Origin of the sequence: Gimesia alba, from assembly GCF_007744675.1 — a bacterium.
Taxonomy (GTDB): domain Bacteria; phylum Planctomycetota; class Planctomycetia; order Planctomycetales; family Planctomycetaceae; genus Gimesia; species Gimesia alba.
On record NZ_CP036269.1, the window covers coordinates 6,248,078 to 6,261,072 of the forward strand.

14 protein-coding genes are annotated in these 12,995 nt (G+C 52.0%); 9 read left to right on the top strand and 5 right to left on the bottom strand.

The window, feature by feature from the left end; translation table 11 throughout:
* Positions 1-73 precede the first annotated feature (73 nt).
* The 7 genes from Pan241w_RS23160 (at position 74) to Pan241w_RS23190 (ending at position 4,907) form a co-directional block, all read left to right on the top strand.
* On the top strand, positions 74-952 hold the full coding sequence (locus Pan241w_RS23160) for a HEAT repeat domain-containing protein (protein ID WP_145220408.1): 879 nt from the start codon (positions 74-76) through the stop codon (positions 950-952).
* 90 nt (positions 953-1,042) lie between these two features.
* On the top strand, positions 1,043-1,489 hold the full coding sequence (locus Pan241w_RS23165) for a hypothetical protein (protein WP_145220410.1): 447 nt from the start codon (positions 1,043-1,045) through the stop codon (positions 1,487-1,489).
* Positions 1,490-1,590: 101 nt separating this feature from the next.
* Positions 1,591-2,043, top strand: coding sequence for a hypothetical protein (locus Pan241w_RS23170; protein WP_145220412.1), 453 nt, complete (start codon positions 1,591-1,593; stop codon positions 2,041-2,043).
* 51 nt (positions 2,044-2,094) lie between these two features.
* Positions 2,095-2,565: a hypothetical protein gene (locus Pan241w_RS23175; protein ID WP_145220414.1), complete on the top strand. Its 471-nt coding sequence runs from the start codon at positions 2,095-2,097 to the stop codon at positions 2,563-2,565.
* 154 nt (positions 2,566-2,719) lie between these two features.
* Entirely contained in the window at positions 2,720-3,550 is an 831-nt protein-coding gene (locus Pan241w_RS23180) for an oxidoreductase (RefSeq protein WP_145220416.1), read from the top strand.
* A gap of 23 nt (positions 3,551-3,573) precedes the next feature.
* Positions 3,574-4,059 (top strand): hypothetical protein, encoded by a 486-nt coding sequence (locus Pan241w_RS23185; RefSeq protein WP_145220418.1) that lies wholly within the window; start codon positions 3,574-3,576, stop codon positions 4,057-4,059.
* Positions 4,060-4,352: 293 nt separating this feature from the next.
* Positions 4,353-4,907 (top strand): hypothetical protein, encoded by a 555-nt coding sequence (locus tag Pan241w_RS23190; RefSeq protein WP_145220420.1) that lies wholly within the window; start codon positions 4,353-4,355, stop codon positions 4,905-4,907.
* Positions 4,908-5,002: 95 nt separating this feature from the next.
* On the opposite strand, the gene Pan241w_RS23195 is transcribed toward Pan241w_RS23190, so the two are convergent.
* The 3 genes from Pan241w_RS23195 to Pan241w_RS23205 all read right to left on the bottom strand — a co-directional run bounded on the left by Pan241w_RS23195 (position 5,003) and on the right by Pan241w_RS23205 (position 8,122).
* On the bottom strand, positions 5,003-5,209 hold the full coding sequence (locus Pan241w_RS23195) for a hypothetical protein (RefSeq protein WP_145220422.1): 207 nt from the start codon (positions 5,207-5,209) through the stop codon (positions 5,003-5,005).
* Positions 5,210-5,449: 240 nt separating this feature from the next.
* The gene (locus tag Pan241w_RS23200) at positions 5,450-6,802 is read right to left on the bottom strand and encodes an NAD(P)/FAD-dependent oxidoreductase (protein ID WP_145220424.1); all 1,353 of its coding nucleotides are present in this window, start codon (positions 6,800-6,802) and stop codon (positions 5,450-5,452) included.
* Positions 6,803-6,874: 72 nt separating this feature from the next.
* Positions 6,875-8,122 carry a hypothetical protein gene (locus tag Pan241w_RS23205; RefSeq protein WP_145220426.1) on the bottom strand — a complete coding sequence of 416 codons (1,248 nt, stop codon included), beginning with the start codon at positions 8,120-8,122 and terminating at the stop codon, positions 6,875-6,877.
* 318 nt (positions 8,123-8,440) lie between these two features.
* Here Pan241w_RS23205 and Pan241w_RS23210 point away from each other — a divergent pair, with 318 nt between their 5' ends.
* Positions 8,441-9,916: a sulfatase-like hydrolase/transferase gene (locus Pan241w_RS23210; RefSeq protein ID WP_198000101.1), complete on the top strand. Its 1,476-nt coding sequence runs from the start codon at positions 8,441-8,443 to the stop codon at positions 9,914-9,916.
* Positions 9,917-9,926: 10 nt separating this feature from the next.
* On the opposite strand, the gene Pan241w_RS23215 is transcribed toward Pan241w_RS23210, so the two are convergent.
* Positions 9,927-10,595 (bottom strand): RraA family protein, encoded by a 669-nt coding sequence (locus tag Pan241w_RS23215; protein ID WP_145220430.1) that lies wholly within the window; start codon positions 10,593-10,595, stop codon positions 9,927-9,929.
* A gap of 17 nt (positions 10,596-10,612) precedes the next feature.
* Positions 10,613-11,359, bottom strand: a complete 747-nt coding sequence (locus Pan241w_RS23220) for an IclR family transcriptional regulator (protein ID WP_232107249.1) — start codon at positions 11,357-11,359, stop codon at positions 10,613-10,615.
* Positions 11,360-11,504: 145 nt separating this feature from the next.
* On the opposite strand from Pan241w_RS23220, the gene Pan241w_RS23225 reads away from it, so the two are divergent.
* Positions 11,505-12,977 carry a M81 family metallopeptidase gene (locus tag Pan241w_RS23225; protein ID WP_145220434.1) on the top strand — a complete coding sequence of 491 codons (1,473 nt, stop codon included), beginning with the start codon at positions 11,505-11,507 and terminating at the stop codon, positions 12,975-12,977.
* The last annotated feature ends 18 nt before the right edge of the window (positions 12,978-12,995 follow it).

A 12,995-nucleotide genomic window follows, 5' to 3' on the forward strand; every position in this document is an offset into this window, starting at 1 on the left:
TTCCTGAAACAAAACCGTCATCGCTGTCGTCTCTAAAGGGTACGTACCAGTTACTCCAATAAGGAAATTCATCATGCGGCAGTTTTGTTTCAATTTACTGGGTATGCTGCTGACTTTGTGCAGTTTGTGTTCACACGCCTGGGCACTGGGCGAAGAGGATTTCGGCAACAAGCCCTTAAATGCAGAGAATTTCCGGGATTGGCCGGGCATTATGCCGGTCGTCAATCATCAGAGCCGCATTTACCACCGCTGGATCAATGGCAACGAACACTGTTTCTATCGCGGAGACACCGAGACGCTCAACGATGTCTTACAGAAATTTGCGGCTACCGAAGAAAAAGTGCACGAGGTTGTCCTGCGACCGGGGCCGGCTACCGTGGAATCGTTTCAAAAATCGCAAACGATGGATTACAGCTGGAATCTGCATCTGGTTGGCGGAATTGCGCGAGCCATGTCACAAAAGCACAAGGGCAGTCTGATCTGGAACAAACACCCGATCTTGACGGTTTATGTCGGCGGTGCGATTCAGTTGGACAAAATCAAAATTCCTCAGGGGATCACCCTGCTGCAACTGGCCGACCTGGAACAACGCTATTCCCAAGGACTGACCAGCAGCGACACCACCGTGCGCGGCTGGAGCACCGGACAACTGGCAAGGCTAGATCCCTATAGCAAACCCAGCTTGGAGGCGATTGCCAAATTACTGCAGGATAAAGAAATATGGGTCCGCCGAAATGCGGCAGGAGCGTTAGCAACGTTTGGCAAACAGGCTGAGCCGGCTCTGCCCGCATTGCGCGACGCACTCAATACCAATGACGAACAACTGCAAACACGAATTCAAGAGACCATTAAAACGATTGAAAAAGCCCCCGACAGATCCACAGAGGAAAAACAACACCGCGAGACTCTGGATAAAATCCGTCAGTTTTGTAAGTCGCAGAAAAAAGACTGATCTCGGATCATACTTTTATCATTGACGGAAACTCATGAACTTCGCAGGAACCGAACATTGCCAATATCCCTCGTTTGAAGGAACCTTCTGATGTCTGCACGAAAATCTCTTTTGTTGTTATTACCATTTTTCGGTCTGTTGTTTTCAGCAGACGTCGCCTGGGCAGTTGGTTTCGAAATTGGTCAGACCAAAGAAGAATTGAAACTCGAATATGAAATCTCGGTCGTCGATCATGGCACCGGCCGCGTGACCGTTAATCTGACCATCGCCGACGAGGGGAAATTGAAGCCAATCGAATCAGTCTGGTTGAATATTTCCTCTCTCGATGACCCCCATCGTCCCGATCTCTCCGTCTCTCTGGCAACGAGAAAGGTCGATGGAAAACTTCATGTTCGGGCACATCTGAAAAAAGAACTGGCGGAACGCGCCCAACTTCAACTCAAGACCTGGACGAATCCTCGCACCGGCAAGCAGGAACCATTAACCTGGTTTTATTATCCGATCTCCGTAGCGAAGTTGCTCAAGAATCAAAAATAGAAACCCAGTCTAATTCGCTGAAAGATGCTATGTCGCAGTTGAATCCACAGCAGTTCCATTCCTGATTGATCGACTATTTTCCCATCAAAAGGCGTTCTGCCATGAAGCTAATCACAGTATTGACCACGCTTGTTGCCATGATAATCTCTGTGCCTCTTTCGGCAGCCGAAGATGATAAAAACCCGACTACAATCACCCCGTCACTCGGTGCGGGCTTCGGCAAGATCATTGAAATCGAAGGAAAAATCGTTGACGATACAGACACACGCCTACGATCGCATCTGGGCAAGAAACTGATCAAGGTACACACAGTCAACACGCGCCGCCTTGCTAAACCTGTGGTCATTGAGTTAACCAAATTTTCCTTTGCCGGCACGAAGATTCCCGTCAGAGGGAACCAGGTCAAATTGCGGGGCTACGAAACAGGACACTTTGCAGGGATTCCCAATAAGGCATTTGCCGACATCCCACAGGTCGCCACCACTAATTTCCATTTCCAAAGTGTGTTTCAGGTCACCAAGCGTTTGAAACCAGCACAGGTACAACAAAAATGAGGAAAAGTCTGACAGACCGTTGCTGTTAAACTTCTGCAGAGGAATTCTGAATTGGCAGCCCTGAATCTGCTGTTTTTGATCATATTGTTTACTCTCACCTTCGCTGTGATCGCAGCGGTGGTGGCGGGGGGACTCTGGTTGTTCGGCGTTGGTCGGAAGCGGCGGTGGATCACAGTCACGTTCGTTCTTTATTGCGGTTTTATCGCCGTCGACTTTTATCTGAGCATGCGGCCGGCCGCGGTATTTGAACGACAGTTTGGGTTTTCTCCGTCGCCCCAGGTTCAAAATCTAACGTCAACGCATTGGGTGCTCGGCGACTATGGAAAAATCACTCTGTCATTTTACGCGCCTCGGGAAACCGTTGATCGAATTCTCCAGCGGGGAATGGAGCGTCAGCCGGACGTGGGCCGCGCGGTCCATTATCATCGCACGTATTCTGAGTATTTCGGTCGGGAAACAGAGGACCTGTACTTCGATGAGACCACAGGGTGTGCCGGTTACACCTGGATTGGCGTTGACTGAAAAACCGTATTCTTACCCGACCTTGAGAACAGAAATCGCACCAAGACAAATCCTCTGTTGACAGACTGCTTCAGCTTAGTACGATTTCGGTTCCTGCATCGCGGAAACAACGGCTTCACCTTCCAGCACTCAATATTATTCCAGGGATCGGTTCATGAGTACTCAACCAGAAAACAAACAATGTATTTTAATCACCGGCGCCTCGGCCGGGTTTGGCAAGCTGGTCGCCGAAAAACTGCTGGCAAAAGGGCACACCGTTTACGCAGCCGCCCGGCGGGTCGAGAAGATGCGAGACATTGAAGCGAAAGGCGCCCACATCCTGCTCATGGATGTCACGGATACCGAATCAGTCAAAGCGGGCGTGGATCAGATGCTGGCCGAGCAGGGACGGATTGACGTACTGTTCAACAACGCCGGCTATGGTTCGTACGGGACGATTGAATGTGTGCCGCTGGAGGAAATTCAGTATCAATACGACGTCAACGTCTTCGGCCTGGCACGGCTGGCTCAAGCGGTCCTGCCTCAAATGCGAAAACAGCGTTCTGGCCGCATTATCAATACCGCGTCGGTCGTGGGGCATGTCTCGACCGCGGTCCTGGGCTGGTATGCTTCGACAAAATTTGCGGTCGAAGGTTTTTCGGACGCACTGCGGATGGAAGTCAAACAGTTTGGCATCGACGTGGTCCTGATCGAGCCGGGGGCCGTCAAAACCGAATTCGACGAAGTCGCCTTCTCCAAACTGGACAGCCTGGAACATGCGGAAGATTATCAGCCGCTGGTTTCCTCTTTCCGAAAGTTCACCGGCAAACTATATTCCAAAAGCCCGGGCCCCGAAAGCACAGCGAACGCGGTGATCAAGGCCATCGAAGCCAAACACCCCAAAACCCGCTACGCCACCACGATGGACGCGAAATTCCTGCCGCGCGTGAAACGGCTCTTTTCCGACAAACTGTTTGATAAAATTGTGCTGAGTCAGATGAAGTAACGTTTCTTGAGAAGAAAAAGACCATGAATATCACACGGGGATTGATCGCCGGCGTCCTGGGAATATTCGCAGGTCTCATCCTTCCCGTGTTACTCGTCGGCAGTTATCTGCTTTTGACATGGTACTTCAATGAGACCTTCGAAATGGACCGCCGCGCCGATATCGCCTATTGGCGCAAATACGGGATGGAACCACTGACAGGTTGTGCGATCTACCAGGGTCTGACTGCCTGGGCCACCTACACGCCAAAGCGAAACTATGGCTTTGCCAAAACGCTGGCGATTCTCTTTTTTTGTTCGATGGCCTTGATGGTATTCATCAATATTTTGTATCAATCCCCCCCACAGCCGAGAAGTGCGAACAGAGACTATGGTCTTTCCCTATCTGGTTTCTTATTTCTGCTGATTCCGCCACTGATTGTTGCTTGTGTGTTGATCGCCGTCCGACGAGCGGGGACGAAAGAAACGGAACCAGAGAGTGAACCTGTCGGGCAGGAAAACGCTCTCTGATATATCTAATGGCTGAACATGGGATATCGCGATCTCAAATTGAACGGCCGTTGATCTTTCAGTTAAATACCCTAGGTAGTGTCTCTTAATTCGAACGCTCCTTACGAATGACGCACAACCGGGGCTAACGCCCTGCGGCTAATGGGCCTTTTCTGCGGTCATTGTCCACTAAAACAAGGGCGACATTACACTGTCGGCCAAGACGTATTCTTACATCGCTAACGCTGTCGTCCTCAAAATCAGGATCGGAGTGATTAAAAAACGCGACCTGGTCGGCCTGCAAGAGAAATATCATGGGAACACGAATCAACGTTTTATTTCCGCATCAGCTAGCCGATTGGTCAAATCGGGAAATGATCATGGACCTGCTCAATGACACACTCCCTTCTGTACTGAATGTTGAGGCATACTGGCCTGAAAAGGAAACGGCAAAAACAATTGAAAGCAAAACATGGGTCGCTCGACCACCTCACCCGTATCCCTTCACCAGAGACTTCGACCGATATTCTGGTCCCGGTCCACTTTTTGTGTCAGTCAATCCATCTGTAGCACATCTCCGTACTGGCGGACGCTGGCGCGGATTTTTGAGTATTCAACAACTGCGTTCAGTCCATATTTCTGCTTTTCTTTCGATTGCCAATGCATTTGCAGCTCCCACCATGCGTCTCTATCCTGATAACGATTTGATATTTGACAAATTCGCAGAAGGTGGCGATTTTGATGCGTGTTCTTCGATACTCGATCAGATTTATGACACCCCCATCCCCCTCGAAGAGAATATCGATCCGGTATTAGCAGTTGAGACTGACACTGGATGTCCTACGCTGCAATACATCTATACGCTTTAAAAAGAAAAGTATTTCATAGACCAGCCGAACCTCTGACTATGTGTCACAGAAAGAAGAATCGATAGATCGATTTAGAAAGACGACGGCGAAGGGAATTAATTTCGAAACATCGCATTCGCCAGTAAACCAAACATCATCGACGCGGCTAACATAAAGATACCGCCGGCGATGTACTCATTTGAGGAAACCGCAATACAGGCTCCAATCACGGCCCCCACACCCGTCAGAATCGAACAAAAATAAACCAGCCCCGCTTCTGCAGAACCTCTCTGTTTTTCCGCTTTGTGATCGTCTTCGCTCATGATAAGGCTCCCTTCAATGCGCTGAAAAGACTAGGTGGCGTTTATTAATTCAGAGGATGATTCACCTATAGTAAGCATTACTGAGATCGGTATTAACCGCGGCTAACGCCGTGCGGCTGATCCGGTTTTTGGTGACGCTCCAACCGGAATGCCCTATTAGCCGAAGGGCGTTAGCCCCGGTTCTGTCTTATATGCAAAGGCCAATTTGAATTAAGAAACACTACCGAGGGGTTCGACGTTTTATTCATCCTCCGTTTTATCACGTTTTCCTCTATGCGGTTTGATGACCGGTTGCTGGTGTTCGGAGTAGAGTTGTTTAATGTGAACTTCGGGGTCGCCGGTGATCAGGCGGGAGCGGCGGGTTTTCCAGATGTAGTTCCAGAGCCAGTCGAGCATGACTTTGAAACGGTTGCGGAAGCCGACCAGGAACATCACGTGTAACACGTTCCAGGAAATCCAGCCCAGAATGCCGCCGTAATGGATTTTGCCGATCGCGGCGATGGCGTTGCCGCGGCCGATCATCGCCATCGAACCTTTATCGTAGTAGCTGAACTGGGGACGTTCTTTCGGTGCGTTGCCGGCGATTTCGGCTTTGATAATTTCGGCGACAAAGCGCCCGGTCTGGATGGCGCCCTGGGCGAGGCCGGGAACCGGCTTTCCGGTGGTGGCATCGGTGGCGTGGGCGGCGTCTCCCACGACGAAGACTTCCGGGTGATTGGGAATCGAAAGATCAGGGCCGACAACAATCCGGCTGCCGCGATCCACTTCTGTGTCTAACGTTTTCGCAAGATCCTGCCCCTGTACGCCGGCAGCCCAGAAGACATTCTCGGCGGGAATCTTTTCGTCGCCAATCACAACCCCTTCGTCAGTTACATCGGTCACATGCACATTCAGATGGATTTCGACGCCCATTTTTTCGAGCACCTGTTGTGCCCGCACGCCGAGGTCTTCGGGCATCGGACCGACAAGACGCTGACCGCCGTCGACAATAATCACACGGGCCATGCCGCTATGAATGTTACGAAATTCCCGGGGCAGTGTTTCGGATGCGACTTCTTTGACGGCTCCCGCCAGTTCGACGCCCGTTGGTCCGCCGCCGACGATCACAAACGTCAGTTTTTTGCGACGGGCTTCTTCGTCAGCTTCCCACTCGGCTTCTTCAAATGCCAGGAACAGACGTCGGCGGATTTCGAGTGCGTCATCAATCGACTTCAAACCGGGCGCATGAGCCCGAAATTCATCATGGCCGAAATAGGACTGCTGTGCCCCGGAGGCAATTACCAAGTAGTCGTAATCCAACTCGCCGCCATCAAAGTCGACCAGTTTTTTGTCGAAATCGATGGCAGTGACTTCGCCCAGGGCGACATGCACGTTTTTCTGCTTCCACAGAATCTTGCGAATCGGTGCAGCGATATTGGCCGGGTCGAGTTCTCCCGTCGCGACCTGATACAACAGCGGCTGGAACAGGTGGTAATTCCGCTTATCAACCAGATCGATCTCAACCGGGGCGTCTTTCAGCGACTTGGCGACATTGATGCCGGCGAAGCCGCCTCCGATGATGACAATCCTTGGCAAATTCGAAGAACGATTCATAGTTTGCAAATCCCTGGTTTGAGTACGGAAGCGCTGTCTACTTTGAATGTCGGTTCGAACCGGAATCCGCCTTTAGTCAAAGACGTGGCCGTGTTCGTAGCGTTCGTCTTTTCCGGCCGCCTCGGTGAGTGCGGCGACATTGGATTTCGTGAAGAACCCTTCGTAGCCGTGACAGCGTTCCACATATTCGGTGATCAGAATGGAATAATCGGAGTGCTTCGAGAAGATCTGCTTCAGATTTGGTTCATCCAGGCATTCGCCGACCACGTGGGCCAGGAAGGGAATTCCTTTGTCTTTCAGCGTATTCACCACATAATCGACATTCTTTTCGCCGGCCCGGTGATTACCGTCGACCACTTCATAGGCAACGTGATGCAGACGGCGGCCGTAGTTGCGCACGAAGTCTTCTGTGGGCATGGGCAGATTTTCGAAGGAATTCACAAACGAAGGCGTGTTGTTGGCGGTAAATACTTTCGCGGGTGACTTTTTATCGTCGTCAACATAGCCGTTCCGCGTAACATTCGTAGACGAATTCATGGCGGAAATATTGTAGGCACCCCAGAAGTAGTGGTTGGACATCGTCAAAAATTCGAGGATCGCATCTTCACGTTCGCCGGCCAGAATGCGGGTTGCCAGATGATCGACTCCAAGAATCAGCGAATCGAGCTTTTCCGCTTCGGCAAATTCAACGACCTGATTTAAGGAATCAACGACCGAGGCATCCAGTTCGAAGGGCGTACCCAAATTCAGGGCATCGAAGTCGTCAATTTCGACCTGAGTATAACCGACGCGGTTGCAGGTAAAGTCGGACGGGAAGGTAAACGCAAAATGGGATTCCGTGAAGAACGGGTTTTTCGTTTCGTGGTGATAATTGAAACGAATGTTATGCGATTCGAGTGTTTTCTGTGTTTCCGCGACATCTTTCGTGCTGAAAATTTCGCCGATGTAGCGTGCGTTCGGTTTCTGGCTGGAGAGCGGATACAACCGATTGTACATCGTGATCTCATCCTCGTAATCTTTTTCCAGCGGCTCCAGTACGAATAGCCGTGGAAATTCGGGCTCGGATGTGAGGACATAGACTTTATGCGTGGTATTCCAGAACGAGGCGGTGTACCGGTAGGGGCCCATCAGATAGAGTTCATGCAGGTAAGGCAGGGCGTCACCCTGTTCGACCTGGACCACGATGCCGCGCATGGTATTCAGTAAATCGTCAACCCCGCTGCTCTGGCGACGTTCGTAGATTTTCATCCGATATTCGTCAAAAAATTCAGAGTTCTTTTTGTCGCCACCCGGTTGATACTCTAATGGATTGATACTCACTGGAAACTCCCTTTACTTAGTATGCCTTGATGGATCTGAAGAATCGTATGAAAGGAACTGCAGGCGGATCTGAATCTCCGTTGGGTCGCCTACATATGCTTATGTTACTGCATCGATCAAATTTTGTAATGTTGGTTCCCGTTTCTTTTCCTTTTTTCGTGGACCATTTTCCAACGCGAATACTTCACAAAACAGGCTTCGTTCCGGAAAAGCAGAACAGGATAACGCAAATTCGGAATGACTTCGCGTGCCTGGTGGACTATGCTGAGTGTACTGTATCAATTCATGGCATTGATGTGTAGAGGGATTGGGAAACGAATGAAAGGCCTTTCAAACTCGCGAAACGGGAACGGAATCGCTGTGTTGACCGTAATCTGCTGCCTGCTCTCAAGCGGGGGAGTTTTTTCAACTGCAGTTGTCCGCGCAGAAACAAAACAGCCCCCCAACATCGTGATGATCATCTCAGACGATCAGACCTTCCGCGACTTTGGTTTCATGGGCAACAAAGAAATTCAAACGCCGCACATCGATCGACTGGCACAGCAGTCGGCCCGTTATGTGAACGGGTATCTGCCGACAAGTGTCTGCAGCCCTTCGCTGGCGACGTTGTTGACGGGCCTGTATCCGCACCAGAGCGGCATTCACTATAATCATCCGCCGCCGGGTAATGGTGCGTTTAACAAGATGACATCGCGGAAGGAATATGAAAACACTCGCAGCAAATCCTTTCGATTGATTCAAAACGTGGAGACGCTGCCCCGAATTCTGGCATCGCACGGCTATCGCTGTCTGCAAACGGGAAAATTCTGGGAAGGCCATTATCGCAACGCCGGTTTCACGGAAGGTATGACGATCTTCCAGCCGGTCCCCGGCCAGACCTTTGGCGGCAATCGCAAGCTGGCCAACGGAGAACTCGCCGCACATGGAAACGGGGACTGGGGTCTCAAGATCGGTCGCGAAACGATGCAGCCAATTTACGATTTCGTGCGCGACTGCGAGCAGAAGTCGACTCCCTGGCTGGTCTGGTACGCTCCCTATCTGCCGCATCAGCCCCATGACTCGCCCAAGAATTATTTTGACCGATATCGTGACAACCCGCGTGTTTCGAAAGAAGAAATCGCCTACTATGCGAGTTGTTCGCAATTCGATGATACCGTCGGCGAACTGATTCAGTTTGTCGAACGAGAGTCCGATGCCAGGAATACCCTGTTTTTATTCGTCATCGATAATGGCTGGACGCCGGGAACCCGGCCGATGAAGTATCGCGAGAATTATCATCACACGAAAGCAAGCAAGCGTTCGCCGTTTGAAGACGGACTACGTTCGCCGATCCTGATTCGCTGGGACGGCGTGACAAAACCGGCAACGCACACGGCACTCATCAGCAGTGTGGATGTTGTGCCGACCTTGCTGCATGCCGCCGGGCAGGGGAGTGCCGCACAAAAATTGCCGGGCGTGAATCTCTTGCCGTCCGCGAAAGGCGCAGCGAAACTACCTGCAGACCGGGCCGTGTATGGCGAGATTTTTCCGGGAGATGCAACGGCGCTGGGACATCCGGAGCGGGACGTGGCGCATCGCTGGATTCGCAAAGGAAATCTCAAACTGATCACCGCACACAATGCCAACGCACAGGGAAAGACCTGGAACGATTATACGCGCGGCGATGTCCTGTTTGATCTGTCACTAGATCCGGGAGAAACAAAGAACCTGATTCACGATACGAGCCAGACGGCTGCGTTGGCAGAACTCCGCACACTGCTGAATGCGTGGTGGAACCCTGAAGCCTCTGATTAAACCTGTTCGTTTAGAGGATGCCGTACTTCGCGAAGGCTTCTGTGGCGGACATGCCTGCTTTAATACTGTCGCGGAATGTGTTTTCTTCGTGCACTTTTTTCCAGGCAAGCTGAATGACTTCGGTTTCCACTTTCTGCGGGACAACGGCGATGCCATCGACGTCGGCAAATACCAGATCGCCGGAAGAGAACAGCACGCCGCCGATTTCTACCGGGACATCGATGTCAATGATCCGCTGGCGGTCTTTGCTGTCATAGGGTGAGGTTCCCACGGCCCAGACCGGGAAGGGCATGGCCCGCATCTGACGGACATCGCGGACGGCACCATCAATGATCGCGCCGGTGCAACCACGGTGCTTGACTGCCGTTGAAAGCAATTCGCCCCAAATGCCGGATCGCATCGAACCGCTGGCGGCAGCGATGAAAACTTCGTCGGCGTTGATGGAATCGACGGCTTTCAGTTCCAGTTCATACGGGCTGGGATCACTGTGGTACATGTCGGCCCAGAGACTGGTTTTACAGCGTCCGACGACGACTTCCTCGACCGTCATCGGCAATAACTCTTTGCGGGGCGACTGATTCGTCAGGCCGATGGAATCCAGGGCATCACAGATGATGGCGGAATGCAGGGATTGGCGCATCATATCCAGGGTGATTGTTTCCGGTTGGGATTGATTCATAATTCACTCACGCTCTGTTAAAGTTGGCTGGAAATCTGTTTGGCTGTTTTGATAACCGCTTTGATAAATTGTTGTAACGCTTTCGCATCTGCACGGGCGGTCGGCACACTCAGGCTAATAGCGGCGACGATTTCGCCGTCCTCGTAAACGGGCGCCCCAATGCAGGTAACGCCGACATCGTTTTGATCCTGCTCGACCGCGTAGCCATCCTGTTGCGCGCGTTGATGAATCTTGCGGAGCTGTTTTTGATCGATCACGGTTTCGCTCGTCCGGGACTCGAGCCGTGTGCGGGCAATTAAAGCATCCCAGGCATCGTCACTCAATTCTGATGTGATGGCACGACCCAACGAAGTGGAATAAAACGGGTCGGTACTGTTCGGCTCGACGATACGTCGTAAGGGATGCGTACTTTCGATCACGCGCAGATAACGAACGTTGGTTCCCCGCAACACACCGAGATTGACGGTTTCCCCCGTTTCCTGATGCAGGGCACGCAACGCGGGGTCGGCGATTTCCGTCAAGCGGTCTTCCATTTCGCCCAAAGCCAGACGTCGTAACTTCGGTGTAATCTGATAGACCCCTTTTTCGACGCGGCTCACGTAGCCCAGTTCGATCAGCTCTCCGAGAATACGATGCACGGTCGGCTTATGCAGGCCCAGTTCCTGGACGATTTCGAGCAACGTCAGCGCACCGCCCGAAGAAGCCAGCACTTCCAGTACGTGCAGCGCTTTGCCGAGTGATGATGCTTCGATTGTGGAAGACATACTGAACCTGATCTGCAGTAAGTATGAAAAAAACGTAAATGTGGTCGCTGCTTGCAACCCACCGTGCGTTTCATTATAGTGAATACACCATTCCACGATAAGATATGGAGCTGAAATTTTTCACGTTTTTTCTGAGGGGCCTGTGATGCGTGTCGGAATACTTGCTCTGCAACACGAATCGAATACGTTTATTCAATCGGCGACCACGCTGGCGGATTTCGAACATGACGTGTTGGCGACCGGCGATGCGATTTATCCGATTTTCAAAACCTCAGCACATGAGATCGGCGGATTCTTCGCCGGCCTGGCGGAGACAGACCTCGAAGCGGTACCGATTTTTGTCGCCCGTGCGCTGCCGGGAGGCACGATCACCGCGGAAACCGTGAAGACGCTGGTTCGGAAAATGCTGGACGCACTGCAGAAGGCGGGACCTCTGGACGGTTTGCTCGTGGCGCCGCATGGTGCAGGTGTCAGTGAAAACGAACGTGACCTGGACGGTTACTGGCTGACACTGGTGCGTGAGCAGGTCGGCCCGAAACTCCCGATCGTCTGTACGTTGGATGCGCATGCGAATGTTTCGCAAGCGATGATCGATGCCTGCGACGCGACGATTGTGTATCGAACAAACCCGCACATTGATCAGAAGGATCGCGGCATCGAAGCGGCGCGTCTGATGCAACGGATTCTGAACGGTGAGGTCAAACCGACGCAAGCCGCCTGCTTTGTGCCGGTGGCGATTAATATTGAACGGCAGCATACGTCTTCCGAGCCGTGCGCGTCGTTATATACACAAGCGGATCAGATGCTGGAAGAACCGGGCGTGCTGTCCAACAGCGTGATTCTGGGTTTTCCCTATGCGGATGTCGCCGAGATGGGTTCCGGGTTTATTGTGGTGACGGATAACAATGCAAGCCGTGCGCAAGAGTTGGCGGATCAACTGGGAGAAAGCCTGATCACGCGCCGCGAAGAATTTGTGGCGCATCTGATTGGCATTGAAGAGGCCCTCGACCAGGCACAACAACTTGAAGGGCCGATCTGTTTTCTGGATATGGGAGACAATATCGGCGGCGGTTCGCCCGCAGACGGCACGACCATTTTACATGCGATTCAACAGCGACAGGGTCCGAACAGCTTTGCCTGTCTTTACGATCCTGAAGCAGCCCAAACGGCGATTGCCGCGGGACCGGGAGCCACATTGTCAGGACTGGCGATGGGAGGCAAGACCGACGACCAGCATGGGGCACCTCTGATTGCCGACGTCACGGTTGTCAGCGTGCACGATGGTCATTTTACGGAATCAGAGGTCCGTCATGGTGGCAAAACCGAATTTCAGATGGGCCCGACAGCGGTGGTAAAAACCGATTTCGGATTGACGATCATGCTCAATAGTCATCGCACGCCCCCCTTCAGTCTGGGACAACTCACATCTTGCGGAATTGAGCCCGCCGATTATCATATTCTTGTCGCGAAGGGAGTGCAGGCACCGCTGGCGGCTTACAAACCGGTCTGCCCGAATCTGATTCGTGTGAATACGCCGGGCGTGACTTCGGCGGACATGGAGCAGTTTCAGTACGAGTATCGCAGAAAGCCACTGTTTCCATTTGAATCCATCGACTAAATTGAATCTCTTTCACAC